The following is a 25749-nucleotide window of genomic DNA, read 5'->3' as shown; positions in this document are numbered from 1 at the left end:
GCTTGCACCTTTAGATAGGGTCGTCCTCTGTGCGCGCCGTGCTGATCGTGAACCCCAATGCGACGTCGACGACCCCGGCGACGCGGGATCTGCTGGCCCACGCGCTCGAGAGCCGGGTCAAGCTGACCGTCATCCACACCGATCATCGCGGCCATGCCGTGGAGATCGGCCGTGACGCCGCCGCCGATGGCGTCGACGTGCTGATCGTGCACGGTGGCGACGGCACGGTGAACGAGGTTGTCAACGGAATCCTGGAGGTCGGCGGGCCGCGGGTGGGCACGCCTGCGGTCGGCGTCGTTCCCGGCGGCTCGGCCAACGTCTTCGCCCGCGCGCTGGGGATCAGCCCGGACCCCATCGAGGCGACCAACCAGCTCATCGACCTGCTGTCTGCCTACCGGCGGCGCAAGACCTGGCGGCGAATCGGACTGATGGACTGCGGCGAACGGTGGGCGGTGTTCACGGCCGGGATGGGGGTGGACGGCGACGTAGTCGCCGCCGTCGAGGCCCAACGCGCCAAGGGCCGCAAGGTGACGGCATCGCGGTACATCCGCGTGGCGATCCGCGAAATGCTGTCCAGCGCCCGCAGGGACCCCTCGCTGACGTTGCACATGCCCGACCGTGAACCCATCGAAGGCGTGCACTTCGTCTTCGTGTCGAACTCCAGCCCGTGGACCTATGCAAACGCCAGGCCGGTGTGGACCAATCCGACGACGTCGTTCGAGACCGGCCTGGGGGTATTCGCTATCACCAGCATGAATGTTTGGGCCAATCTGAGGCTGGTGCGCAAGATGCTGGCGCGACGGCCCCGCATCGATGCCGACCATCTGGTTCGCGACGATGACCTACCACAGCTGCGAGTGACGAGTGACACACCGGTCGCCTGCCAGATCGACGGCGACTACCTCGGTCTGCGCGACACGATGACGTTTACGGCGTATCCAGATGCTTTGGCGGTAGTCGCACCGCCGGCAGACACAGGCCCTGACCAGCGATAACGGCAGGGAATCGGCCGATTGAGGGCGCAGATCAGACGAGTGTAGTACAACGGAATACGGGGTTAGATAACGGGCCCCACTAGTGAGGTTGCCCACTTGTTAACTCATCAGTATTGACATCTGTTCAGCCTGTGAAAAACTCGGATGCAACAGTGCAGAAACATTTCATGCGCACGCGTTAACAGCCGAAGAAACGTACGTGCGCTGTGCTGCGCACACGTGACATTTTGACAAGGAGATTGATCTTATGGATTGGCGCCACAAGGCGGTCTGTCGCGACGAGGATCCGGAACTGTTCTTCCCGGTGGGAAACAGCGGCCCGGCACTCGCCCAGATTGCTGACGCGAAGCTTGTCTGCAACCGCTGTCCGGTGACCACGGACTGCCTCACCTGGGCATTGGAGTCTGGGCAGGACGCAGGCGTGTGGGGCGGAATGAGCGAAGACGAGCGACGCGCACTGAAGCGACGGAATGCCCGTACCAAGGCCCGTAGCGGGGTCTAGCACTGGCAACCCACAGATAGAACGTTTTACGGCCCCGACGAAAGTCGGGGCCGTATTTTTTTGCAGATCCAGTTCACGAAGTGCGTCAAGCACTCCCTTTCATTAGTTGTCAGATCAGTTACTGGGCCAGCCGGGCTCGCCGCCCGATCGGCACCCGCAGCACCACATCCGTCCCGCCGGTGTCCACCTCGTGCATGCCCAGGGAGCCGTCCAGCTCCGCTGACACCAACGTCCGCACGATCTGTAGGCCGAGCCGATCGGATTTCTCGAGGCTGAAGCCGTCAGGCAGCCCGCGACCGTCGTCGTGGACCACCACATCGAGCCAGCGTGCCGAACGCTCGGCACGAATCGTCACACAGCCCCGCTCGGACCCCTCGAAGGCGTGCTCGATGGCGTTCTGCACCAGTTCGGTGATCACCATGATCAGGGCCGTCGCCCGATCGGCGTCGAGAACACCCAGTTCACCGACGCGGCTGATCCGGATTGGGGAGTCCGAAACATCTGGGGTGGCAACGTCATTCATGATCGGAAGAATCCGGTCGACCACCTCGTCGAGGTTCACCTCTTCGTCCACCGACATCGACAAGGCATCGTGCACCAAGGCGATCGACGAAACCCGGCGCACCGACTCGATCAACGCCTCACGCCCCTCGGCGTTGTTCGTGCGGCGCGCTTGGAGGCGCAGCAGCGCCGCGACTGTCTGCAGGTTGTTTTTCACGCGGTGATGGATCTCGCGGATCGTCGCGTCCTTGGACAGCAAGGCGCGGTCGCGGCGCTTCACCTCGGTCACGTCGCGAATCATCACCCCAGCACCGACAGCGTCGCCGTGCACCACGAGCGGCAGCGTGCGCAGCAGCACCGCGGCCCCGCCGGCATCGACTTCCATGCGCATGCTCGAACCACCCGCCAGCGAGTCGCGAATGTGGTCGGCCAGTTCCTGGGCCTCGAACGGGTCCGAGATCAGCGGGCGGGTAACCGTGACCAGGTTGTGGCCCTCCAACTCGGCCGCAAGGCCCATCCGGTGGTAGGCCGAGATGGCATTCGGGCTGGCGAATGTGACGATGCCGGCGCCATTGAGGCGGATGAACCCGTCTCCCACGCGCGGGCTCGATCGCGACATCGCGACATCGCCGACATTGGGGAAGGTGCCTTCGGACAACATCAGCAAAAGGTCGCCGGCACATTCGAGGTAGGCACTTTCCAGCGGACTCGCGTTGCGTCCCACCAGCGCGGTCTGGTGCGTCAGGACCGCGACCACGTTGTTGTCGTAGCGCACGGGAACAGCCTCCACGTTGAGGCTGGGGGGATCCTCCCGTAAGTCCTTATAGCCAGCCGGGCTTTGCCTGCCGATGGCGCCCGAGTTGAACGCATCGGTCACCACCGGCATCTCGTGGGCCTGGTTCAGGGTGCCAACGGCGTCGGCGAGCAGCACCGTCGGGGCGGTGTTCGGTCGCACCTGGGCCACGCACACCACCGCGCCATCGTCGCGGCGCACCCACATCAGAAAGTCCGCGAAGGACAGGTCGGCCAACAGCTGCCACTCGCCGACCACCGCATGCAGGTGGTCGACGGCATTACCGGGCAGGACGGTGTGCTCGGCGAGCAAATCACCGAGGGTGGACATCGGGCCTCACTGTTGCGGGCGGCGGACTCGGGTCAGCTGATCACGGCGATGAGGTCGCCGGCCTGGATGACGTCGCCGACGGACACGCTCACCTTGCTGACGGTGCCCGCGACTTCGGCGAGCACCGGGATCTCCATCTTCATCGACTCCAGCAGCACCAGGGTGTCGCCCTCACCGATCTGATCGCCCTCGTGAACCACGACCTCGAGCACACTGGCCACGATCTCCGCGCGAACATCCTCGGCCATCTTCACCCCTTCGGCGTCTTAAGTCGTCGGCACCCGGCTCCGCGCGCCTGACGCTCATATCGAACCACACCACCGGCCCGGCAGCCGTGCCGCCGGGCCGTGAGAGAATAGGTGCGAGCGCCTGCTGGATGTGGGCCCCACAATCCCCGTACCGAATGGAGGACGACCATGGCTAAGCGTGGCCGTAAGAAGCGCGACCGTAAGCATTCCAAGGCCAACCACGGCAAGCGGCCCAACGCGGGCTCGAAGTCAGTAGGTCGCTAGCCGGCCTCGTCCGGGCTCAGCCGCGCCGAATGATGGTGGTGCGGCTGATCTCGATGCGCAGCCGCTCACGCAGGCTGTCTGGGGCTTTTTCACCACTGCATTTGTGGGCGATCAGTTTCTTCACCCGTTCCTCGACGCCGTAATGGCGAAGGCAAGTCGGGCACTCTTCGAGGTGATGTCGCAGCTTGTCCTGCGTTTCAGCCGTGCATTCGCCGTCGAGCAGCGTCCACACCTCGGCGATGACCGCAGCGCACTCGGGGTGCTCAGGGTCGACGGGACCGATCGGCGCCTGCCAGCGCTCGTCGTCAGGAGTCGAGCTCATGACGAGACCTCCTCGGGCGCCTCGACCTGCTGGCCTCGCATGAATCCGCGGTCGCGGGCCACATCGGCGAGCAATCCACGAAGCTGCCGCCTGCCTCGGTGCAGCCGGGACATGACGGTGCCAATCGGGGTGTCCATGATCTCGGCGATCTCCTTGTACGGGAAGCCTTCTACGTCGGCGTAGTACACCGCCATCCTGAACTCCTCCGGCAGCGCCTGCAGCGCTTCCTTGATCTCATTGTCCGGAAGGGCCTCCATCGCCTCGACCTCTGCCGAGCGCAATCCGGTGGAGGTGTGCTCGGCGTTGGCGGCGAGCTGCCAGTCGGTGATCTCGTCGGTCGGATATTCGGCGGGCTGGCGCTGTTTTTTGCGGTAGCTGTTGATGTAGGTATTGGTCAGAATGCGGTACAGCCACGCCTTGAGGTTGGTGCCCTCGCGGAACGAGCGGAAGCCTGCGTACGCCTTGACCATGGTTTCCTGCAGCAGATCCTCGGCGTCTGCGGGGTTGCGCGTCATCCGCAACGCGCCGCCGTACAACTGGTCAAGCAGCGGAATCGCATCGCGCTCGAATCGGGCAGTCAGCTCAGCGTCTGACTCGTCCGATCTGGCGGGCACCGGCGCGGGCGCCGAATCAGACCCCGACCCGTCGTTGTCGGTCATCGCGGGAAGCACCGTCCCTTCTGTAGCGGCGCCACCAAATAGGCCCGGCAGGTCGACCGGACGCTCCATGGCAAGTGCTGGCACCTTGACCCCTTCCTTCGATCGTAGAGGTTGAGACCGACTTCTTACCCGGCCGCCGCTGCTGGCAGCCCCACTGCCGTCAATAACAGCGCCACCGGGCGGGCTTGTTCCCGCACTACGCTGAGCCCGTGGCGCGCGCGGCAACTCCTGCAATCGCGGCCCTGCTGGCCGCCGGGGTGCCACACGAGGTGCTGCAGTACCACCACGATCCCCGCAACGAGTCGTTCGGCGACGAGGCCGCAGAGGCGCTGGCCCGCGAACAGGGCGTCGACGCCGAGCAGGTGTTCAAGACGCTGGTGGTCGCACTGCAGCAGGGGCCCCGGAGCGGCTCCGGCCGCGACATCAGACTCGGCGTCGCGGTGCTGCCGGTGCCCAGCAAGCTTTCACTCAAGGCCACAGCCGCCGCGCTGGGCGTGCCCAAAGCCACGATGGCCGAGCGCGCGGCCGCCGAACGTTCGAGCGGCTACGTGATCGGTGGGATCTCGCCGCTCGGTCAACGCAAACCGCTGCCCACGGTCATCGACGAGTCCGCGCTGCGCTGGGACCGCGTGTTGTGCAGTGCGGGAAAACGCGGCTGGGACGTCGCGCTTCATCCGCGGGACCTGATCGCGCTGACCAACGCAACCACCGCCGACATACGCGCCTGAACTTTCGCGCGAACGTGGATTACCGGCACGCCCGCCGCGCCGGAGGCGTGCGGGTAACCCACGTTCGCGCGGGGGCTTGACGCGGGAGTTCTAAGGTTGAGGCCATGTCGCTTTCAGGGAAGACCATGTTCATCTCCGGCGCCAGCCGCGGTATCGGGCTGGCGATCGCCAAGCGCGCGGCCGCCGACGGCGCGAACATCGCGCTGATCGCCAAGACGGCGGAGCCACATCCCAAGCTCGAGGGCACCGTCTATACCGCGGCCAAGGAGATCGAGGAGGCAGGCGGGCAGGCGCTGCCGATCGTCGGCGACATCCGCGACGGCGACTCGGTCATCTCGGCGGTGGCCCAGGCCGTCGCGCAGTTCGGCGGCATCGACATCTGCGTCAACAACGCATCGGCGATCAACCTGGGTTCGGTCACCGAGGTTCCGCTCAAGCGGTTCGACCTGATGAACGGAATCCAGGTGCGCGGCACGTATTCGGTTTCGCAGGCGTGCATCCCGCACATGATGGGCCGGGACAACCCCCACATTCTGACGCTGTCGCCACCGATCCGGCTGGAGTCCAAGTGGCTGAAGCCCACGGCGTACATGATGGCCAAGTACGGAATGTCGTTGTGCGCTCTGGGAATAGCCGAGGAGCTGCGCGATGCGGGCATCGCCTCGAACACCCTGTGGCCCCGCACGATGGTGGCCACCGCCGCGGTGCAGAACCTGCTCGGCGGCGACGAGGCCATGGGCCGCGCCCGCAAGCCCGACGTGTACTCCGACGCCGCCTACGTGATCGTCAACAAGCCGGCCCGCGAATACACCGGCAACAGCCTGCTGTGCGAGGACGTACTGCTGGAGTCCGGCGTCACCGACCTGTCGGTCTACGACTGCATCCCCGGTGCCGAGCTCGGCGTCGACCTGTGGGTCGACACCCCGAACCCGCCGGGATACACCGGCCCCTAGTCCCTCAGTCGAATTCGATGATGCCCCGGATGTTTCGGCCTTCGCGCATGTCGGTGATGGCGTTGTTGATCTGATCGAGGCGGTAACGCTTCGTCACGAGCTCGTCGAGTTTGAGGTTGCCGCTGCGGTACATCGACAGCAGCATCGGCATGCTCGCGCGGGGATTCATCCCGCCGTACAAGAGCCCCTTGAGCTGCTTACAGCCCTGGAGCATGTCGACGAGGATCAGCGGAACCATGTTGATATCGAGTTTCGGCACCGCGGTCATCAGGCAGGTGCCCCCTTTGCGCGTCAGCATCATCGCGGGCGCCAGCAGCTCGGCGTGAAGCACGCTCGGGGTCAGCACAACCCGGTCCGCCATCACGCCGTTGGTGATCTCCTTCACCAAGAGGAAGGCTTCCTCGATCGAGGGGCTGGTATCCGTCGCGCCGAAGAACTTGGCCGTATCACGTTTGAACTCAACGGGATCCACGGCGACCACTGCGTTGGCGCCCGCGGCGCGGGCACCCTGCACAGCGTTGATGCCCACCCCGCCGGTGCCGACGATCACGACGGTGTCGCCTACTTGGGTTCCGACGCCCACGGTCGCCGAGCCCCAGCCCGTCGTCACGCCACACGACACCAGGGAGGCGGCCTCGAAGGGAATCGAGTCGTCGATCTTGATGACGGACTCTTCGGCGACGACCATGTACTCCGAAAACGTGCCGAGCTGTGTCATCGCGGTCAGATCCTCGTCACCGACGTGGCGCCGGCGGGTGCCGTCGGTCGTCATCTCCTTGGCGAACATCAGCGCGCCCGCGTCACACAGGTAGGTCATGCCGGAAACGCACCACCGACAGGAACCGCACGCGGGGATGAAGGAGGTCGCAACGTGATCGCCGGGCCGTACCGATCGCACCCCCGGGCCGACTGCCTCGACGACGCCCGCACCTTCGTGGCCGCCGAGCAGCGGGAAATACTCGGGAGCGGAACCACCGGTGGCCTCCACCATCGCCGTGAGCTCCGGTGACATGATGCCGTCGCCGCTGGCGTAGTGGTCGTCGGAGTGGCAGACCCCTGCCACCACCATCTTCACCAGCACTTCACCATCGCGTGGCGGGTCAAGGGTGATCTCCTCGATCGCCCACTCCTCGCCGACTCCCCGCAGCACCGCCGCCTGGCACTTCACCCCGCTTGTCATGAATGAAGCGTCACACTCACAGAAGCACTTTGGGTGCGTATGGGATTACTCGCCTCGGTCAGTTCAGCGTTGACGGCCGCCCGAACCGCGCGTGCACGCCCGGTGAGAACAACGCGCGCATGCGCTCCCCCGCGATCTCCACTCCGCCCGCGGCGAGCAGATCATCGTCCAATTCGAGGATCTCGGCCGCACGCAGCGGCCACTGACAATGTTCGTTGGGCACCCACCACGTCCGCCCGGCCTTACGGGCGTGGGCGCCCCAACGCGCCGTGAGCCATACCTCCAGGGGCGTGGGCTCCACGTGGTCACCGATCCTGACCCTCAGCGTGCTGCGCAGGCCGCGGCGGGGCCAACGCCGGACGCTGGAATACGAGATCACGTCATCCTGGCGCGTCACGCGCATCTTCGCCCACGTGTACGGCACACCCAGTGCTGTTCTGGTGAACCCCACGACGGCGAGCCGCGTGGTCTCCAGGGATCGGAAGTACACGCCATGACGCCCGGCGTCGTCGATCGAGTACAGACGGATGTTTGTCTCGGCGAAGCTTCCGAAGTACGGCAGCCGCAGCGAGGTGCCCAGGGCGGTGTGGCGCATCAGGAACGGCACCAGCGCGACATAGGTGAGGCCGTCGGAGAACACATCCGGGCGGGTGCCAGGCGGGAACAGGTGCGCGACGCGCTGCGGGTCCACCGGCCAGTGCACGAACGTGAGGTCCGCCCAGAACTGGTCGAACAGCACCGGCCGCGGCAGCGGCGGTGATATCACCTGGAAGCTCACCGCGCCATCGTGGCACGCCCGCAGGGGGCGAGGGCGGGCCCTTGTGATGTCCGCTAACGCCTGCCGTTCAGCATGTCGTGCACGTTGTCCGCGAAGGCCGCGGTGGTGAAGCAGGTCGGTTCGGCGAACTCCTCAAGGGTGAGCGCGTCATTCCAGCTTGCATCGGCGGCGGCGCGCAGCAGCGGCTTCGTCATCGCCATCGTGTGCGGAGGCATTTCGGAGATACGAGAGCACCATTCGTCGGCCGCGTTCAGCAGCTCCTCGTGGGTGACCACCTGCTGTACGAGCCCGAGGCGCAACGCGGCGTCAGCGTCGATGTGCTCGCCGCGCAGATAGAAGGCGAGCGCTCCCTGATAGCCCAGTCGCCGGGTCAGCGCCCAACTGGTTCCCACCTCTGGAATGAGACCCAGTCGGCCGAATGCGGGCACGATCACGGCACGCTCGCTGGCGATGACGAGGTCGCAGGTCATCGCCCATGCCAGACCGACGCCCGCCGCCGCGCCGTTGAGCGCCGCGATGAATAGGGTGTCCGAACCCGCGATGAGTCGGGCGATACCGCCGAATTCGCGCCGGATCCACCGCCATACATCGGCGCCACCCTCCGGGGAATCGCGGTGTTCGACGGCCGTGCGCATCATCTTCAGATCGCCCCCTGCGCTGAATCCAGGACCGGCGCCGGTGATGACGACCGATCGCACATCGGCGTCGGCATCGAGGTCGGTGAGCGCCCGTCGGAGTTGCCTCACCAGCGGAGCAGAGAGCACGTTGAGCCGCTTCGGCTCGTCAAGTGTGACGAGCGCCCGGTCTCCGCGCCGCTCCACCCGTACCCGTTCAGGCGCCGTGGGATCATCGCCTTCGGCGACCATCGTTCGGTAAAGAGAACGCGCTTCGGTCATTGGACTTCCTCCTCAGTCTCGTTGGCGCGCAACACCGCCCACGCGGCATCCGCGAATGTCGCGACAGCCCCGCGGGGCAGTTTGGCAGCCGAACCCGCCACCCAATGGCGAGAGAATTCCTGCGCAGGCCCGAGCCACAGCGCGGCGGTGATCCCGATATTCAGCGGTCCCAGTGCACCGTAAGTCTGATGCGGTCGCCACCAGTCACGGACCGCCGCGAAAAAGGCGATGTTGGACCGGCGCAGCTCCTCGCTGTCCAACCGGGAACCCAGCAGCAGTGTGGCCTCGCCGCGGTGTGCGGTCACCCATCGCAGGTGATAGGCAACCCCGCCACGAATGCCGCCCTCTGCCGTGTCGTGTTCGCGCAGCATCGCAAGAAACCCCGTCTGGTATTCGCTCAGCAGCTGCGCGTAGACGGCGGTGGCCAGCGAGAGTTTGTTGGGAAAGTGGTGATACAGCGCGCCGACACTGACCTCGGCCTCGCGTCGCACTTCGTCCAGGGTCGCCGAGAGCGCGCCGTCGACCGCGAACCGGCGACGGGCCACGTCCAACAACCTGGCCCGCGCATCCACACTCGTCCGACTCGTTGGCGGCACGAGGATTACTCTATCAATACCGAGGATTCCTCGGGCAAGACCAAGCCTCAGGCTGCGCAGATGTCGGCACCGAATATCAGGTGCGGCCACATCACCGCGGTCTGCACGTAGGCCAGAATTTCCGAGCCGGCGGGCAGCCTGGTTTGCAACGCGGTCTCGAACAGCTGCACCTGCTCGGCGTCGAAGAAGGCCCACCCGAAACCGATGAGCAGGTAGGGAATGGCCAGCCACATCGCGAACTCGATCATCGCTTCGACACTCACCCGACGGCTGAGCACCCGGCGCAGCATGCTCAGACCAACGCGCGGTGCCGTCGGACCCGGCGTCGAACATCGGCCAGCAGCACATAGCTGCCGCCCTGGCGGATGAAGACCGGCAGGAATCGGTTCGCGAAAGCGACGAACTGGAAAAGCCTTTCGAACAAATCCTGCCTGAAGCCGCTCCATTGCACGCCCATGGCATCACGGAAGACCGGAGCGAGGAATCCGACGGTGAGGAACTTGAGCAGCGGCCGAAAAGGAAGGCCCAGTATGGGATTGATCATGCGCAGGTCCAGTAGATCGCCTAGATAGTCACGTACACGATCGTCCATCGAAACCTGCCCGCACGCCTCGATCCAATACGTATCGAATTCCGCACGGGTGGGCGGCCATTGATCCTCGCTCACCTGCAGTGTCGTCCCTAACGTCCACGCAGACCGGTAGAACTGCTCGGACTGCTCGGCGGTCATCTCCCCGCGCAGCAGCTGATACGTATCTTCGAGCCCGACGAACAGGCATGCCGCCACCCACATCTGAAGGTCGCGGTCAAAGGCGTTGTAGGGCACCGGACTATCCGGCCCGGACTTGACGTGACGATGCGCAGTGTTGACCGCCTCACGGAACGCCGCGCGGTCCTCCGGCGTTCCCAGAACCGCCACAGCGATGTATTGGAACGTCGTCCTGGCCCGCTTCCACGGATGCTTCAGCAGATTGCCCGAATCCACCTTGCTCTCGGCTACGCCGTGGCCCACCCCGGGTCGCGAAAGCTGCATGATCACGTTGGCCGCTCCGGCCGCGAACGACCAGAAGTCCAACGCGTCCGCAGCGGTGACCGGTTCGGTGTCCCATCGGGCCGTGCGCCTGCGGATGGTGATGCGGAAGTCTGCAGGGGTCATGTCATGCAGACCGTCGAGACCAGCAGTACCGGCCACGACACGATCGACCCCAGCACCGACAGGACCCGGGAATACCCCTGCCCGCCGAGGTGGTCCCCGGCATGGCCCACTGCGTGGTCGCCTGCGTAGCCCCCTCCGATAGCCGTCCACACCATGCCGACCACCAGGTAGGGCACCGCGAGAATGACCGCCGTACCGATCCATTCGGCGACCGTCATCTCGAAGCGCAGAACCTTTTTTGCAGCGGTGAGCACCCCCATATGTTAATGGCCATTCGCATCTGGGGGACCCGTTTCAGCTGGGAAACACGAGTTTCCGACGCGATGCCAGGCCTTACAGCAGGGTAGCCTGCTCCGGCTCCGGTTCGGCGGGCTCGATCAACTCCGGGCCGTTGTTCCGGATGCTGTTGACCAATCGGGACACCTCACGGATCTCGATGCGGTCCAGGTCGCCATGACCTCGCAGCAGTCCCTCGTCGATCGGCGCGTCGGGGTCCAGCCAGCGATCCCAGTCACGTTCGCTGATCGTCAGGGGCATCCGATCGTGGATCTCGGCCAGTGGGCCCGCGGCGTCGGTGGTGATGATCGTGCAGCTCACGAGTGGAGACGAGTCTTTAGGCGCGCCTTTGGGTCGCCACGTGGTCCACAGGCCAGCCATGAACAGCGGTTCGCCGTCGCCGCCGTACATGTAGAACGGCGTCTTCGGCGCTTTCTTGCCCGACGCCAATTCACCGTTGGGCCGCCATTCGTACCAGCCGTCCATCGGCACCAGGCACCGCTTGTTCTTCGCCGAGCTCCGGAAGACGGGCGAGGTGGTGAGCTTCTCGGAACGCGCGTTGATCAGCAGCGGCCCCTTGGTGTCCGGGCCCCCGTCCTCGGCGGTCTTCGCCCACGGCGGGATCAGCCCCCAGCGCATCGACCGCACCCGGCGGGTGGACTCGTCGTCGGGCTCGCTGTGGCGTTTGACCACGCTGCTGATCGTCGACGTGGGCGCGACGTTGTAGTTGGCGCCGGGTGCATCCTTGTCCGCCTTCTGCGCCGAGACGCTCTCGTCAATCGCCTTGATCTTCTCGGCCAGGAGCGCCGGATCGGTGGTCACCGCGAATCGTCCACACATATATCCCATGGTGGCAGAAACGCATGAGTACCCAATGCGCGCATCCATCGGCGTCGGGTCGATGGCGGTCGATTGTGTTCGACGTCCGCGCTGCACCAGCGGTTGAACGGCAGAATTCAACGGTCACGCCCTGTCGATGGCTGCGTTTATGGTTGCGATGTGCAGAGGCGCTACCGCTACCGCTTCGAACCAACATCGAGCCAACAAGCGATGTTGGCGCGAGTATTCGGGTGTTGTCGAGTCGTGTTCAACGATGCAGTGCGGCTTCGCACCGAGGCATATCAGAGCGGGATCAAACTGTCAGACAGCGAGATTCAACGCAGGGTGATCACCTGCGCGAAGAACACCAGTGAGCGGGCATGGCTGAGCGAAGTGCCCAGTGTGGCGTTAGTGCAGTCCGTGAACGATTCGCGCCGTGCTTGGCGGAACTTCTTCGACGCTTGCACCGGAAAACGCCGAGGGCCGACATATGGGTCGGCCTCGAATGAAATCGAAGAAAGACCATCGTCAGTCGTTTCGATTGACCCGAAGCGGATTCAACCTTCGACCTAATGGTCGGGTGTTCCTCACCAAGGTCGGTGAGGTGAGCGTGCGTTGGTCACGAGCTTTGCCCAGCACACCATCCAGCGTCACAGTCATTCGCGAACCCGACGGCCACTATTACCTGTCCTTCGTGGTCGAGGTCGCACCAACCCCGCTACCGGCAGTCGGCCAAGAGGCCGGCGTCGACATGGGAATCACCAGATTGGCAACTGTCGCAACATCGAACGGAGGGCGTACGGAAGTTCCCAACCAGAAGCATCTAGCCCGCAAGCTACGCAAGCTAGCGCGACTGGAGCGAGTGAAAACTCGCCGAGAGAAAGGGTCATCCAACAGAGATAAGGTGCGGCGAGAGATCGCGGTCGTACACAACAAGGTGGCGCGAACCCGTCGGGACTATCAGCATAAGCAGGCTCTGGCGTTGGTTCGCGAGAACCAAGTGATCCACGTCGAATGCCTCAATGTTGCGGGCTTGGTCCGAAATCATCGACTTGCTCGAGCCATCAGCGACGCGGGCTGGAGACAATTCACACAGATCATCACGGAGAAAGCAGATCAGTTCGGGCGTTCTGTTCACAAAGTCTCGCGTTGGCTTGCGTCGAGCAAGACCTGCTCGGACTGCCAATACCAACTCGAAGAGCTCCCTCTTCACGTCCGCCGTTGGACGTGTCCGGCATGCGATGCCGTCCACGACCGCGACCACAACGCCGCAAGAGTCATTCTCGCCGCCGGGCGGGCGGAGAGACTAACAGCCTCCCACGCAAGTGGGCAGGTCCGCAGACGCGAACCTGGTGGAGCGCCAGTAAGACCTCCCACGCGGAGGCAAGGTGTCGATGAAGCAGGAAGCATCCCGCCAGCGGCTTAGCCGCTCAGGGAATCCTTGTCCGTTTAGGTCAGGGTGCACGTCAAAGGGCAGGATGTAGGCGTGAGCAGCAGCTGGCAGGCACCCTCGACGTCACGACCGGTGCACGCCACCGTCACCGTGCCGGGGTCGAAATCGCTGACCAACCGGGCTCTTGTGCTGGCCGCGATGGCGACCGGGAACGGTACGTCCACGATCAGTGGCGCGCTGCGCAGCCGCGACACCGACCTGATGATCGGAGCCGTTGCGGCTCTCGGCGTCACCGTCGAGGGAACAGACACCGAGCTGACGCTCAGCGGCGCGATCGCCCCGCAGGCCGGCACCCGCATCGACTGCGGTCTGGCCGGTACCGTCCTTCGGTTCGTGCCACCGGTCGCGGCGCTGAGCACCACGACCGTCACGTTCGACGGCGACGAACAAGCGCGCTCGCGACCCATCGCACCGCTGCTCGAGGCGCTGCGCGGTCTCGGCGTCGATGTCGAAGGTGACGCGATTCCGTTCGCCGTCCACGGGTCCGGAGCGGTGACAGGCGGGACCGTCGAGATCGACGCATCGTCGTCTTCGCAGTTCGTCTCGGGGCTGCTGCTCTCCGGTGCCGCCTTCACGAACGGGTTGACGATCGTGCACACCGGCGAGTCGGTGCCCTCGGCCCCGCATGTGGCGATGACGGTGGCCATGCTGCGTGACGCCGGCGTGGACGTCGACGACAGCCGCCCCAACCGGTGGCACGTCTCGCCCGGCACGATCGCCGCCAGGCACTGGGATATCGAACCCGATCTCTCCAACGCGGTGCCGTTCCTGGCGGCCGCGGTGGTAACGGGAGGAACGGTACGCATCTGCGGGTGGCCGCCGGCCAGCGTGCAACCCGCCGACACGATTCTGAGGATCCTGAAGAACGTGGGTTCGGTTGTCCGCCAAGGTGATTTCTATCTGGAGGTGCAGGGCCCCCCGTCGCTCGTAAGCATCGATGTCGACCTCCACGAGGTGGGTGAGCTGACACCTGCGGTGGCTGCGCTGGCCGCCCTTGCGCCCACGGGTTCGGTGTCGCAGCTGCGCGGCGTCGCACACCTTCGCGGCCACGAAACCGACCGGCTGGCCGCACTCTCCGCCGAGATCAACGGTCTTGGCGGGCAGTGCGCCGAGACGCCCGACGGTCTGCTGATCACCGCGCGACCGCTGCACGCCGGGCTGTGGCGGTCTTACGCCGATCACCGGATGGCGACCGCCGGTGCCATCGTCGGGTTGCGGGTCGCCGGTGTCGAGGTCGAGGACATCGGCACCACGGCCAAGACGCTGCCCGACTTCCCGCAGATGTGGGCCGACATGCTGGCCGGCGATTGAGCCCTCGCGAGTACGACGAGTCCGACGTTCGGGTCCGACCCGGCAAGGGCTCGCGACCGCGTACCAAGAACAGGCCAGACCACGCCGACGCCAGCGAAGCCATGGTGGTGACCGTCGACCGCGGCCGGTGGGGCTGCGCGCTCGACGCCGACCCCGACCGCCTCGTCACCGCGATGCGCGCCCGCGAACTGGGACGCACACCGATTGTCGTCGGCGACAACGTCGGCATCGTCGGCGATGTCTCAGGCAAGCAGGACACGTTGGCACGCATCGTGCGACGCGATGAGCGACGAACGGTGTTGCGGCGCACCGCCGATGACACCGACCCGACCGAACGTGTCGTCGTCGCCAACGCCGATCAGCTGCTGATCGTCGTCGCTCTCGCCGATCCCCCGCCGCGCACCGGCCTGGTGCAGCGCGCCCTGATCGCCGCGTACGCCGGCGGCCTCCAACCCATCTTGTGTCTGACCAAATCCGACCTCGCACCTGCCGAACCGTTCGCCGCTGAGTTCGCCGAACTCGACCTCACGGTCATCACCGCCGGGCGCGACGACCCGCTCGACGTGGTGGCTCCGCTGCTCACCGGCAAGGTCACCGTGCTGTTGGGACATTCCGGTGTCGGCAAGTCGACTCTGGTGAATCGCCTTGTCCCGGATGCAGATCGGGCCATCGGGCAGGTGACGGGCATCGGAAGAGGCAGGCATACATCGACACAATCGGTGGCGCTGCCGTTGAGTCTGGGCGGCTGGGTGATCGACACCCCGGGAATCCGCTCGTTCGGCTTGGCGCACATCGAACCCGACGATGTGATGCTTGCCTTCTCCGACCTGGCCGAGGCGATCAAGGACTGCCCAAGAGGCTGCGGCCATCTGGGCGCGCCTGCTGATCCCGAATGTGTGCTCGACACCCTGACGGGACCCGCCGCCGGCCGGGTGGCCGCCGCCCGGCGTCTGCTGGCGGCGATGCGGGAGGGCTAGCGAATCGGCGCACGAAAAAGCCCTCCCGGCGCGGGGAGGGCTCTCTCGGTCGTCAGGTCAGGCGGCTAGCAGGCGCTTTCCACGCTTTCCGTGCCTTTCTCGGCCTCGTGCACGCACGGCGGCGATGGCCGACTTCAGTCCACGTCGCTGCTCCGGCGCGAGTTCGTCGAACATCCGCTCGCTGCGGGTCTCCGGCGCATCGTCGCGGGTATCGCGCAGGTACTTGTCAGGCAGCGACAACTTGGCGATCGTGCGCCACGTCTTCCCGTACTGCACCAGGAAGTTGCCCGTCGTGTACGGCAGGTCGTACTTGTCGCACAACTGGCGCACCCGGACCGAGATCTCCTCGTACCGGTTGCTCGGCAGGTCCGGGTACAGGTGATGCTCGATCTGATGGGACAGGTTGCCGCTCATGAACCGCAGCGCAGGACCCGCTTCGAAGTTGGCACTGCCAAGCATCTGGCGCAGGTACCACTGACCCTTGCTCTCGCCGACCATGTCGGTCTTGGTGAATTTCTCTGCGCCGTCAGGGAAGTGGCCGCAGAAGATCACGGCGTTGGCCCACACGTTGCGGATGACGTTGGCGACCGCGTTGGCCTTCAGCGTCGACATGAAGGTCGCACCCGGCGACAGCGACGTCAACGCCGGCCACACCACGTAATCCTTGGCGACCTGATGGCCCGCCTTCACACCGAACTCGCGCACGCGCTTCATCGTTGCGGCACGGTCGTCGCCGCCCTTGGCGATCTTGCCGAGCTCTAGGTGCTGAAGCCCCACGCCCCACTCGAAGCCGAGGGCCAGCAGCGTGTTGAACAGCAGGTTGCCGTAGAGGTTGAACGGCTTCCACTTCGCGTCGCGGGTGACCCGGATGACGCCGTAGCCCACGTCGTCGTCCATGCCCAGGATGTTGGTGTACTTGTGATGCATGAAGTTGTGGGTGAAGCGCCAGTGCTTGGACGACCCGCTCATGTCCCACTCCCACGACGAGGAGTGAATCTCGGGATCGTTCATCCAGTCCCACTGGCCATGCATGACGTTGTGGCCGATCTCCATGTTCTCGATGATCTTGGCCACGCCCAGGGTGGCGGTGCCTGCCCACCACGCCGAGCGACGCGAACTGGCGGCCAGCGTGAGCCGGCCCGCCAACTCGAGCGCGCGCTGGGCGGCAATGGTGCGGCGGATGTAGCGCGAGTCGCGCTCGCCGCGCGAGTCTTCGATGTCCTGGCGGATGGAATCCAGCTCAACGGCCAGACTCTCGATGTCCGCTTCGGACAGATGTGCAAATTCGGGGACGTCAGTGATTGCCATCGTCAACCCTCCTCTCAAGTACCTACGTTATCGTAACCTACGTACCCGTAGGTTACTGGTCAGTAAACCTTAGATGTCCAGCACGCAATCGCCCGAAGCTGCGGAGACACAGGTCTGTATTCGGGTGCCGGGTTCATGTTCGGCCCCCGTCCGCAGGTCGCGGACGTGCCCGTCGAGCAGGCCGACGACACAGGATTGGCAGATGCCCATCCGGCAGCCGAATGGCATCCGCACACCGACGCCCTCGCCGGCGTCCATCAACGGCGTCGCGGCGTCCACCGCCACTGTCTTGCCGCTACGCGCGAACTCCACGGTGCCGCCCTGCCCATGTGCTGCCGCCTTCGACACGGCGAAACGCTCCAGGTGCAGCAGGTCGGTGATGCCGGCGGCCGACCAGGCGTGCTCGGCGGTGTCGAGCATGCCCTCGGGTCCGCACGCCCAGGCCTGGCGCTCACGCCAGTCGGGCACCTCGTCGTCGAGGCGCGACAGGTCTAGGCGGCCCTGGGTCCGGGTGGCGCGCAACCGCAGCTGGTAGCCGTCATGCCCGCGTTCAAGATCCGCCAGCTCCGTCGCGAACAGCACGTCGGATTCCGTTGGCGCCGAATGCAGGTGGACGACATCGGTGATCTGCCCGCGACGAGTCAGCGTCCGCAGCATCGACATCACCGGCGTGATACCTGAGCCGCCGGTGATGAACAACACCTTTGCGGGTGCGGGGTTCGGCATCACGAAGTTGCCCTGCGGCGCGGCCAGTCGCACGATCGTGCCGGGTGCCACCCCGCCGACTAGGTGAGTCGACAGGAACCCCTCGGGCATGGCCTTGACCGTGATGGTGATGGTGCGCCTTGACCCCGGTACCGCCGGGCGAGCGCCGCCGGCCGTGACCGGGCTCGAGGTCAGCGAGTAGGACCGCCACCGCCAGCGTCCGTCGACCAGCACGCCGATGCCGATGTACTGGCCGGGCTGATAGTTGAAGGAGAAACCCCACCCCGGCTTGATCACCAGGGTCGCCGAATCCTCGGTCTCGCGGCGGACCTCCACGACGCGGCCACGCAGTTCCCGCGCCGACCACAACGGGTTCGCGAGCTTCAGATAGTCGTCGGGCAGCAGCGGCGTGGTGATCCGCGCGGCGACGGTGCGCAGCGCGTGCCAGGCCGGATGCTTCTCACCGACGACGCCCGCCCGTGCCGTGTCGGCGACATTGGCCGAGACCTTGATGTTGTTCTTGGCCATGTAACCTACGGTACCGTAACTTACGGCTGCGTATACAGTCGTTCACCGTAGCTTTGGTCACACCCGGCGGGCTCAGAGCAGTTCGAGCAGGAACGGTAGCTCCTGCGACGCATACCAGGCCAGGTCGTGATCCTGCGCATCCCCGACCACAAACTCCGCGTCTTCGTCACCGAGGTCGGCCTCGTCTACCGCCTCGATCGCGGCTAGCACGGCCGTCTCCGCATCGGCGTTGTCGACATATGCGGCGATCACGTCGGCGAGCGCGATCGGGCCGGACAACCGCACCACCGCGTCGTCGAGATCGGGCCGGGGCGTCGGGTCGGCGACATCGGCCACTACCACCGCCCGGCGCGGCGGCAGGGTCGACGAACCTTCCCCGGCGAGGAGCCGCAGCGACGCCAACGCGGCCTCGCGCAGCGCCACTTCGGCCAGTTCGTCGTCATCGCCGTGGGCGTACGCCTCGCGCAGAGTCGGAGTCACCGCGAACGCCGTTCCACTACGGGCGTGTAACAACTGGTCAGCGACCAGCTGCTGCAACATGGCCAGGGTCGCTGGGACGTACACACGCACGCGGGAAGGTTAGCGTTCTTTTGCCGAAATCGAGCTCAGCCGTCGCTGTGCGGGTCCTTCTCCACCGCGATCACGAAGTCGTCACCGTGTTGGGTGACGCCGGAGACGACGGCATTGTTGACCGCTTCCGACGCGTACTGGCGCCGCACCACCTTCGGATCGTTGCGCAGATCCTTCACCAACGACACCGCCAGACCGACCATGACGAGCAGGAAGGGCAGGGCAGCGATGATGGTGATGGTCTGCAGGCCCGTCAACGCATCCTCCCCGCCGACGAGCAGCATCACCGCCGCCACCGCCCCCATCGCGACGCCCCAGAAGATGACGGTGCCCCGGCCCGGCTTGATCGTTCCCCGTTCGGACAGCGAACCCATCACAATCGAGGCCGCGTCCGCGCCGGAGACGAAGAAGATGGCGACCAGCACCATCACCAGGATGCTCGCGATCATCGCGATCGGGTATTGGTCGAGCAGCCCGAACAGCTGCGCCTCGATGCTGCCCTCACCCGCGAGGTCGACACCTTCCTGTTGAATTCTGATCGCCGCTCCGCCGAACACCGCGAACCACACCAGCGACACCACGCTGGGCACCAGTAGCACGCCCGCGACGAACTGGCGGATGGTGCGCCCCCGGGAGATCCGCGCGATGAACATGCCGACGAACGGCGTCCATGACACCCACCACGCCCAGTAGAAGATTGTCCATGACTGCAACCAGGTGTTGACCTCGGCGCCCTCGGCGCCGGTGCGCGCGGACATCATCGCGATGTCGCCCAGGTAGCTGGCCATTGCGGTCGGCATCAAATTGAGGATGAAAACCGTTGGACCGACCACGAATACGAACAGCGCCAGCACCAAGGCCAGCACCATGTTGATGTTCGACAGCCATTGGATACCGCGCGCGATTCCCGAAACCGCGGACAGCACGAATGCGATCGTGAGCACCGTGATGATCACGATCAAGATCGTGTTGCCGGTTTCGCCGATGCCCGCGACGATCTGCAGGCCACTGCGAATCTGCAACGCTCCCAACCCAAGCGATGCGGCGGACCCGAAGAGCGTGGCGAAGATCGCCAGCATGTCGATCACCTTGCCCAACGGACCGTTGACCCGAGAGCCCAGCAGCGGCTCGAACGCCGCGCTGATCAGCTGTAGCCGCCCCTTGCGGTACACGCCGTAGGCGATCGCCAGCCCAACGACCGCGTAGATCGCCCACGGGTGCAGAGTCCAGTGAAACAGCGTGGTCGCCAATGCGTTCTGGACCGCCTCCGGGTTTCCCGCCGCGCCGGTGCCAGGGGGCGGGGTGGCGAAGTGCGTCAGGGGCTCGGCGACGCCGAAGAACATCAGACCGATGCCCATGCCGGCGGAGAACATCATGGCGACCCACGAGACGCCGTTGAACTCGGGCTCTTCGTCGTCGCGACCCAGCGGGATCGTCCCGTATCGGCCGAGCGCGAGCCACAGCACGAAGACGACGAACCCGGAGCCGGTCAGTACGAACAACCAACCCGTGTTGTTCATGACCCAGGTCAGTGCACTGCCTGAGGCGCTGGCCAGCGACGGGGTGCTGACGAAGCCCCACACCAGGAAGCCGAGGGCGATGACGGCGGTGACGCCGAACACGACCCAGTCCACCCCCCGCGAGCGCGTGTAGGCGGCTTCTTCGACGGGTACATCGAGGACTGGATGGGGAATGACCTCGTCAGTGGGCGAGGAGAGGGCCCCGCGGACGGAATTGTGCGTTGTTCGTTTGTCGGCGCCAATAGTCACCGCTAAGCCATTCCCCGCACCGGCGAATCTCAATCAAGATCGGGTGGTCGCGGTTGTCTCACCGCGCCGCTTCCAGCAATTCTTCAAGGGAGTCGCGCAGCAGACCGGGCAGCACGTCGACGTCGCTCATCGCGTCGCGGTCGGCGTTGATGCCGAAGTAGAGCATGCCGTTGTACGAGGTGATGCCGATGGCCAGGACCTGGTTGTGCAACAGCGGTGGCACCGAGTACGTCTCGAGCAGCTTGGTGCCCGCGACGTACATCTGCTTCTGCGCGCCAGGCACGTTGGTGATCAAGAGATTGAACTGCCGCGCCGAGAAGTCCGTTGCGACGCGGATTCCCATGGCGTGCAATGTCGGTGGCGCGAATCCGGACAGCGTGACGATGGTCCTGGCATCTACCAGGCTGGCAGCGGTGGAATGGGATTCGGTAGTGTGCGCTATCTGCGACAGCCGGACCACCGCATTGCCCTCCCCCACCGGCAGATCCACCAGGAACGGGGATACTTCGCTGATCGCCTGCCCCGGACCCGTCGCGTCGAGGTCGGCGTCGGGATACACCGACATCGGAGCCATGGCGCGCATCGTGGTCATCGCAGACACCGGCTCGCCGCGCGACAGCAGCCAGTTGCGCAGTGCGCCCGCCACCACAGCGAGCACGACGTCGTTGACGTCACATTCGTACCGGGCCCGCACCAGACGGAAATCCTCAAGGCTTCCGCAGGCGACGGCGAACCGTCGGTTGCGCGACACCGTCGTGTTCAGCGGGGAGTTGGGCGCTGTGCCGCGGGCGAAAGTGCGGGCCACGTCAACGAACCGGCGCCCGAGTTCGGCCAACTGACCGTCATTGGTGACGACGCCGGTGACCGCCGAGCGCAACTCGCCGAGTTGTTCGGCGGGTCGTGTCACCCACTCACCGACCGCCCCGAGCGCCAGCCGACGGTCGCTGGGCTCGCGCGCGGGAATCCAGATGTCCTCGCCGAACTCCGGCCGCTTCTGCGTGCGGTCCGCGATGACGTGCCCGATCTCCAGCGCTGTCATGCCGTTCACCAGCGCCTGATGGGACTTGGTGTAGAGCGCGATCCGGTTCTTGGCCAGACCCTCGATCAGATACATCTCCCACAGCGGCCTCGTCCTGTCGAGCGGCCGGGAGCCCAGCCGCGCGATCAGGTCGTGCAACTGCTCGTCGCTGCCGGGAGACGGTAGGGCCGAACGCCTGACGTGGTAGGTGATGTCGAAGTCGGGGTCGTCGACCCACACCGGTCGGGCCAGGCCGAGCGTCACCTCGCGAACCTTCTGGCGGTAGCGCGGAATCTGCGGGAGCCGTTGTTCCACGGTCGCGAGCAGCGTCTCGTAGCTCAGTCCGTTGCGCGGCTTGCGCAGGATCGACAGCGAGCCCACGTACATCGGCGTCGATGTGTTCTCCATGTGGAAGAACGCCGCGTCGGAGGCCGACAACCTGGTCACCATCGCCGCGACGCCCCCTCATTGACTACGCGGTTCTCGGCCGCGGTGGTTTCGTATCCAACGTAGCGACAGAATCCCGTCGCTGCTGCGCATCACAGGTGCGTCGAGCCCCCTGCAGACCGTGCGATCATGAACGAATCTGCAACTCTCCGGCAGATGCCGTCCATTTCCCCCGTCGATCGCCGGAGAGCATTTCATGACAACATCCCAGACCCCCGCGCCGGGGCCTCCTTTGGTTACACCGGTGGTCGACTACGAGCCGCCACCGGTCGGCATGTCCGCGTGCCGAGCGACACCGGTGTTGCGCCGCCGGGTAGCGCGAGCGGGGACCCGATGCGAGCCCTCGTCGGCCCGGCGGGGATCGCAGCCGGCCCCCGTTCGCGAAGCGGATCCGCCGCGCACTGCGGTCACCTTTGCCGACGCCGCGTTGCGCAGGGTGCTCGAAGTCATCGACCGGCGCAGGCCCGTCGCGCAGCTGCGGCCGCTGCTGGCGCCGGCGCTGATCGACACGGTGATCGAGCTGAGCCGGTCATCCCGTGGTGGGGCCGGCCGGTCGCAGGGTATGCGCACGGTCGCCAGGCTGTGCCGGATGCGGCTGCGCATGGTCGACGGCGCCGAAGGCTCTCAGGCCGAGGTATTCGGGACCTACACCTGCGGGCCGCGCGTGCGTGCGCTCGCGGCACGTATCGAACTGACCGGAGAGCGCTGGCGCATCGTCGCGCTACAGGTCGGTTGACTCGCCGATGCGAGGCTGTGGTGCGCGCGCAAAGAACAGCATCGGCGTGGAACGCATCGCCGCCGCGCTCGGGCTCTAGCCGCGACGTTTGGTTTCGCGGGCCTGCTGACGTGCGGCCTCCCGCCTTTCCTTCCGCGTGCTGCCGGATGGTGCCGCATGCCTGCTACCGCCGCCAGTGCGCTTGACCTCTGTCGAGCCGTCCTCAGAGGGGCCGCTGTAGGTCATCGGCGGTGGTTCGTTGTCAATTCCCTTGGCGTGCAGACCAGTCGGTGCTGGACGCTCCTTGGTGGCCAGTCCACCCTGGCCGCCCTCTTGGGCCTTGGCCGCGGCGGCCTGCGCGAACTCGGCGAGTCCCTGCGGCGTGGCGACCGGCGCCACCGCCGGTGCGGGCGTGGCTTCAACCGACACGTTGAACAGGAAGCCGACCGACTCCTCCTTCATGCCCTCGAGCATGCCGATGAACATGTCGTAGCCCTCGCGCTGGTACTCCACCAGCGGGTCGCGCTGCGCCATCGCCCGCAGCCCGATGCCCTCCTTGAGGTAGTCCATCTCGTAGAGGTGCTCGCGCCATTTGCGGTCGACCACGTTGAGCAACACGTTGCGTTCCAGCTGGCGCATCGCGCCTTCACCGGCGATCTCCTCGAGCTCCTTCTCGCGGACGCCGTAGGCGCGCTCGGCGTCCTTCACCAATGCGTCGAGCAACTCGTCGCGGGTCAGCTCGCCGGGTTCGCCGACGGCGTCGGAGTCGATGAGATCGTGATGGTCGATGCCGACCGGGTAGAGCTGCCGCAGCGCCGTCCAGAGCTGCTCCAAATCCCAGTCCTCGGAGTAGCCAACGGCGGTGGCTCCGTTCACGTAGGCGGTGACGACATCGACGAGCATCTTGTGGGCCTGGTCGGCGAGGTTCTCACCCTCCAGAATCCGACGACGCTCGTCGTAGATGACCATGCGCTGCTTGTTCATCACTTCGTCGTACTTGAGAACGTTCTTACGGACCTCGAAGTTCTGCTGCTCGACCTGTGTCTGTGCGCTCTTGATCGCGCGGCTGACCATCTTCGCCTCGATCGGCACATCGTCGGGCAGGTTCAGCCGGGTCAGCAGCGACTCCAGCGTGGCGCCGTTGAATCGCCGCATCAGCTCGTCACCGAGCGAGAGATAGAACCGGGACTCGCCGGGGTCACCCTGGCGACCCGAGCGACCACGCAGCTGGTTGTCGATACGTCGGGATTCGTGCCGCTCGGTCCCGAGGACGTACAGACCGCCGACCGCGATCACGTCCTTTGCTTCCTCGGCTGCTTCCGCCTTCACCTGCGGTAGCAGCTTGTGCCACGCCGTCTCGTACTCCTCGGGCGTTTCCACCGGGTCCAGGCCCTGGTCTCGCACCTTCTTGTCAACGAGGAAGTCGACGTTGCCGCCGAGCACGATGTCGGTGCCGCGACCGGCCATGTTGGTGGCCACCGTGATGGCGCGCAGGCGCCCGGCCTCGGCGATGATGTTCGCCTCCTGCTCGTGGTACTTGGCGTTGAGCACGTTGTGGGGGATGCGGCGCTTGGTGAACTGGCGCGACAGATACTCCGAACGCTCGACGCTGGTGGTACCGATCAGCACCGGCTGGCCTGCCTCGTACCGTTCGCTGACGTCGTCGACGACCGCGATGTACTTGGCTTCTTCGGTCTTGTAGATCAGGTCGGACTGGTCGGCTCGGATCATCGACTTGTTGGTCGGGATGCTGACCACGCCGAGCTTGTAGATCTCGTGCAACTCGGACGCCTCGGTCTGGGCGGTTCCCGTCATGCCGGCGAGCTTGTCGTACAGGCGGAAGTAGTTCTGCAAGGTGATGGTGGCCAGCGTCTGGTTCTCGGCCTTGATCTCGACGTGCTCCTTGGCCTCGATGGCCTGGTGCATGCCCTCGTTGTACCGACGTCCAACCAGCACGCGACCGGTGAACTCGTCGACGATGACCACATCACCGTCGCGCACGATGTAGTCCTTGTCGCGCGTGAACAGCTCCTTGGCCTTGATGGAGTTGTTCAGGTAGCTGACCAGCGGCGAGTTGGCGGCCTCGTAGAGATTGTCGATGCCGAGCTGATCCTCGACGAACTCCACGCCAAGCTCGTGCACGCCGATGGTCCGCTTACGGATGTCGACCTCGTAGTGGACGTCCTTCTCCATCAGCGGAGCAAGCCGGGCGAACTCGCTGTACCAGTTCGAAGCGCCGTCGGCCGGGCCCGAAATGATCAGCGGGGTACGGGCCTCGTCGATGAGGATCGAGTCGACCTCGTCGACGATGGCGAAGTAGTGGCCGCGCTGTACCAGGTCCTCCAACGAGTGCGCCATGTTGTCGCGCAGGTAGTCGAAGCCGAACTCGTTGTTGGTGCCATAGGTGATGTCGGCGCCATACGCGACGCGCCGCTCGTCGGGCGTCAGGCCGGAAAGGATCACACCGACGTCCAGGCCCAGGAAGCGGTGTACGCGACCCATCCATTCGGCGTCACGTTTGGCGAGGTAGTCGTTGACCGTGACGACGTGCACGCCGTCACCGGACAGCGCGTTGAGGTAGGCAGGCAGCACACAGGTCAGGGTCTTGCCCTCACCGGTCTTCATCTCCGCGACGTTTCCGAAGTGCAGTGCCGCGCCGCCCATCACCTGGACGTCGAAATGCCGCTGGTCCAGTACCCGCCAGGCGGCCTCGCGGGCGACGGCGAAGGCCTCTGGCAGCAGGTCATCGAGACTGGCGCCGTCAGCGATGCGCTTCTTGAATTCGTCCGTCTTCGCCCGCAGCTCGGCGTCGGAGAGCTTCTCCACGTCGTCGGACAGGGTGTTGACGTACTCAGCCACCCCCTTGAGGCGCTTGACCATGCGGCCTTCACCAAGACGGAGCAACTTATCCAGCACGCTATTCCTCAGGCTTTCCAAATGGGTTGGAATCGA

General features: G+C 65.4%; 28 protein-coding genes. 10 read left to right on the top strand and 18 right to left on the bottom strand.

From position 1 onward, the window contains the following. The first annotated feature begins 29 nt into the window (after positions 1 to 29). Positions 30 to 995, top strand: a complete 966-nt coding sequence (locus CSQ99_RS10045) for a diacylglycerol/lipid kinase family protein (protein ID WP_006245867.1) — start codon at positions 30 to 32, stop codon at positions 993 to 995. Positions 996 to 1242: 247 nt separating this feature from the next. Further along, positions 1243 to 1497 carry a WhiB family transcriptional regulator gene (locus CSQ99_RS10040; protein WP_006245866.1) on the top strand — a complete coding sequence of 85 codons (255 nt, stop codon included), beginning with the start codon at positions 1243 to 1245 and terminating at the stop codon, positions 1495 to 1497. Positions 1498 to 1615: 118 nt separating this feature from the next. On the opposite strand, the gene CSQ99_RS10035 is transcribed toward CSQ99_RS10040, so the two are convergent. Both CSQ99_RS10035 and CSQ99_RS10030 read right to left on the bottom strand, forming a co-directional pair. Next, positions 1616 to 3121 (bottom strand): sensor histidine kinase, encoded by a 1506-nt coding sequence (locus CSQ99_RS10035; protein ID WP_006245865.1) that lies wholly within the window; start codon positions 3119 to 3121, stop codon positions 1616 to 1618. A gap of 32 nt (positions 3122 to 3153) precedes the next feature. Continuing rightward, positions 3154 to 3369, bottom strand: a complete 216-nt coding sequence (locus CSQ99_RS10030) for a biotin/lipoyl-binding carrier protein (RefSeq protein WP_006245864.1) — start codon at positions 3367 to 3369, stop codon at positions 3154 to 3156. A 168-nt stretch (positions 3370 to 3537) separates the two neighbouring features. Here CSQ99_RS10030 and CSQ99_RS31855 point away from each other — a divergent pair, with 168 nt between their 5' ends. Next, complete coding sequence (locus CSQ99_RS31855) at positions 3538 to 3633, top strand: 50S ribosomal protein bL37 (RefSeq protein WP_006245863.1); 96 nt, start codon at positions 3538 to 3540, stop codon at positions 3631 to 3633. Positions 3634 to 3649: 16 nt separating this feature from the next. On the opposite strand, the gene rsrA is transcribed toward CSQ99_RS31855, so the two are convergent. Together rsrA and CSQ99_RS10015 are read right to left on the bottom strand one after the other, a co-directional pair. After that, positions 3650 to 3955 carry a mycothiol system anti-sigma-R factor gene (gene rsrA / locus CSQ99_RS10020; protein WP_006245862.1) on the bottom strand — a complete coding sequence of 102 codons (306 nt, stop codon included), beginning with the start codon at positions 3953 to 3955 and terminating at the stop codon, positions 3650 to 3652. Further along, positions 3952 to 4614, bottom strand: a complete 663-nt coding sequence (locus tag CSQ99_RS10015; RefSeq protein WP_176560965.1) for a sigma-70 family RNA polymerase sigma factor — start codon at positions 4612 to 4614, stop codon at positions 3952 to 3954. Before CSQ99_RS10015 ends, rsrA begins: the two co-directional genes overlap by 4 nt. A gap of 209 nt (positions 4615 to 4823) precedes the next feature. Here CSQ99_RS10015 and CSQ99_RS10010 point away from each other — a divergent pair, with 209 nt between their 5' ends. Together CSQ99_RS10010 and CSQ99_RS10005 are read left to right on the top strand one after the other, a co-directional pair. After that, a complete protein-coding gene (locus CSQ99_RS10010) occupies positions 4824 to 5342 on the top strand; it encodes an aminoacyl-tRNA deacylase (RefSeq protein ID WP_027331716.1) in 519 nt (172 codons plus the stop codon). A gap of 104 nt (positions 5343 to 5446) precedes the next feature. Continuing rightward, a complete protein-coding gene (locus CSQ99_RS10005; protein WP_099038904.1) occupies positions 5447 to 6295 on the top strand; it encodes an SDR family oxidoreductase in 849 nt (282 codons plus the stop codon). 4 nt (positions 6296 to 6299) lie between these two features. Here the strand turns inward: CSQ99_RS10005 and CSQ99_RS10000 are convergent, their stop codons facing one another. The 8 genes from CSQ99_RS10000 to CSQ99_RS09965 all read right to left on the bottom strand — a co-directional run bounded on the left by CSQ99_RS10000 (position 6300) and on the right by CSQ99_RS09965 (position 12017). After that, positions 6300 to 7475 (bottom strand): NDMA-dependent alcohol dehydrogenase, encoded by a 1176-nt coding sequence (locus CSQ99_RS10000; RefSeq protein WP_099038903.1) that lies wholly within the window; start codon positions 7473 to 7475, stop codon positions 6300 to 6302. A 58-nt stretch (positions 7476 to 7533) separates the two neighbouring features. Continuing rightward, complete coding sequence (locus CSQ99_RS09995) at positions 7534 to 8253, bottom strand: YqjF family protein (RefSeq protein WP_245908839.1); 720 nt, start codon at positions 8251 to 8253, stop codon at positions 7534 to 7536. 53 nt (positions 8254 to 8306) lie between these two features. Continuing rightward, positions 8307 to 9149: an enoyl-CoA hydratase/isomerase family protein gene (locus CSQ99_RS09990; protein WP_099038902.1), complete on the bottom strand. Its 843-nt coding sequence runs from the start codon at positions 9147 to 9149 to the stop codon at positions 8307 to 8309. Beyond that, positions 9146 to 9745, bottom strand: coding sequence for a TetR/AcrR family transcriptional regulator (locus CSQ99_RS09985; protein ID WP_245908838.1), 600 nt, complete (start codon positions 9743 to 9745; stop codon positions 9146 to 9148). Before CSQ99_RS09985 ends, CSQ99_RS09990 begins: the two co-directional genes overlap by 4 nt. 47 nt (positions 9746 to 9792) lie before the next feature. Then, positions 9793 to 10035, bottom strand: coding sequence for a hypothetical protein (locus CSQ99_RS09980; protein ID WP_099038900.1), 243 nt, complete (start codon positions 10033 to 10035; stop codon positions 9793 to 9795). 2 nt (positions 10036 to 10037) lie between these two features. Next, the gene (locus CSQ99_RS09975) at positions 10038 to 10901 is read right to left on the bottom strand and encodes an oxygenase MpaB family protein (RefSeq protein ID WP_099038899.1); all 864 of its coding nucleotides are present in this window, start codon (positions 10899 to 10901) and stop codon (positions 10038 to 10040) included. Continuing rightward, complete coding sequence (locus tag CSQ99_RS09970; RefSeq protein WP_099038898.1) at positions 10898 to 11161, bottom strand: hypothetical protein; 264 nt, start codon at positions 11159 to 11161, stop codon at positions 10898 to 10900. The genes CSQ99_RS09975 and CSQ99_RS09970 overlap by 4 nt, the downstream gene beginning before the upstream one ends. Positions 11162 to 11234: 73 nt before the next feature. Next, positions 11235 to 12017 (bottom strand): SOS response-associated peptidase, encoded by a 783-nt coding sequence (locus CSQ99_RS09965; RefSeq protein ID WP_218014584.1) that lies wholly within the window; start codon positions 12015 to 12017, stop codon positions 11235 to 11237. A 210-nt stretch (positions 12018 to 12227) separates the two neighbouring features. On the opposite strand from CSQ99_RS09965, the gene CSQ99_RS31300 reads away from it, so the two are divergent. Genes CSQ99_RS31300 through rsgA form a run of 4 tightly spaced genes read left to right on the top strand, consistent with a single transcriptional unit; the run spans position 12228 to position 15737 of the window. Then, positions 12228 to 12569 carry a helix-turn-helix domain-containing protein gene (locus CSQ99_RS31300; RefSeq protein WP_245908842.1) on the top strand — a complete coding sequence of 114 codons (342 nt, stop codon included), beginning with the start codon at positions 12228 to 12230 and terminating at the stop codon, positions 12567 to 12569. Beyond that, complete coding sequence (locus CSQ99_RS09960) at positions 12487 to 13422, top strand: RNA-guided endonuclease InsQ/TnpB family protein (RefSeq protein WP_342746689.1); 936 nt, start codon at positions 12487 to 12489, stop codon at positions 13420 to 13422. The genes CSQ99_RS31300 and CSQ99_RS09960 overlap by 83 nt, the downstream gene beginning before the upstream one ends. Positions 13423 to 13482: 60 nt before the next feature. Further along, positions 13483 to 14760, top strand: coding sequence for a 3-phosphoshikimate 1-carboxyvinyltransferase (aroA, locus tag CSQ99_RS09955; RefSeq protein ID WP_425437803.1), 1278 nt, complete (start codon positions 13483 to 13485; stop codon positions 14758 to 14760). Then, on the top strand, positions 14757 to 15737 hold the full coding sequence (rsgA, locus tag CSQ99_RS09950; RefSeq protein ID WP_027331721.1) for a ribosome small subunit-dependent GTPase A: 981 nt from the start codon (positions 14757 to 14759) through the stop codon (positions 15735 to 15737). The genes aroA and rsgA overlap by 4 nt, the downstream gene beginning before the upstream one ends. 57 nt (positions 15738 to 15794) lie before the next feature. On the opposite strand, the gene CSQ99_RS09945 is transcribed toward rsgA, so the two are convergent. From CSQ99_RS09945 to CSQ99_RS09925, 5 genes are all read right to left on the bottom strand, one after another. Then, entirely contained in the window at positions 15795 to 17045 is a 1251-nt protein-coding gene (locus CSQ99_RS09945; RefSeq protein WP_099038896.1) for a fatty acid desaturase family protein, read from the bottom strand. Between the two features lie 69 nt (positions 17046 to 17114). Next, the gene (locus CSQ99_RS09940; RefSeq protein ID WP_099038895.1) at positions 17115 to 18278 is read right to left on the bottom strand and encodes a ferredoxin reductase; all 1164 of its coding nucleotides are present in this window, start codon (positions 18276 to 18278) and stop codon (positions 17115 to 17117) included. A 72-nt stretch (positions 18279 to 18350) separates the two neighbouring features. Beyond that, positions 18351 to 18848 carry a DUF6912 family protein gene (locus CSQ99_RS09935; RefSeq protein WP_099038894.1) on the bottom strand — a complete coding sequence of 166 codons (498 nt, stop codon included), beginning with the start codon at positions 18846 to 18848 and terminating at the stop codon, positions 18351 to 18353. A 35-nt stretch (positions 18849 to 18883) separates the two neighbouring features. After that, positions 18884 to 20617 (bottom strand): BCCT family transporter, encoded by a 1734-nt coding sequence (locus tag CSQ99_RS09930; protein ID WP_099038893.1) that lies wholly within the window; start codon positions 20615 to 20617, stop codon positions 18884 to 18886. A gap of 58 nt (positions 20618 to 20675) precedes the next feature. Next, positions 20676 to 22085 (bottom strand): WS/DGAT/MGAT family O-acyltransferase, encoded by a 1410-nt coding sequence (locus tag CSQ99_RS09925; RefSeq protein ID WP_099038892.1) that lies wholly within the window; start codon positions 22083 to 22085, stop codon positions 20676 to 20678. A gap of 193 nt (positions 22086 to 22278) precedes the next feature. Between CSQ99_RS09925 and CSQ99_RS09920 the strand changes: the two genes are divergently transcribed. Beyond that, positions 22279 to 22818, top strand: a complete 540-nt coding sequence (locus CSQ99_RS09920; protein WP_099038891.1) for an Rv3235 family protein — start codon at positions 22279 to 22281, stop codon at positions 22816 to 22818. Positions 22819 to 22893: 75 nt separating this feature from the next. Here CSQ99_RS09920 and secA read toward each other — a convergent pair whose 3' ends face one another. Next, complete coding sequence (secA, locus tag CSQ99_RS09915) at positions 22894 to 25713, bottom strand: preprotein translocase subunit SecA (protein WP_099038890.1); 2820 nt, start codon at positions 25711 to 25713, stop codon at positions 22894 to 22896. Positions 25714 to 25749: the final 36 nt, after the last annotated feature.

This window comes from Mycobacterium neglectum (assembly GCF_002591975.1).
Taxonomy (GTDB): domain Bacteria; phylum Actinomycetota; class Actinomycetes; order Mycobacteriales; family Mycobacteriaceae; genus Mycobacterium; species Mycobacterium neglectum.
This window is presented reverse-complemented; position numbering and strand designations above follow the sequence as displayed.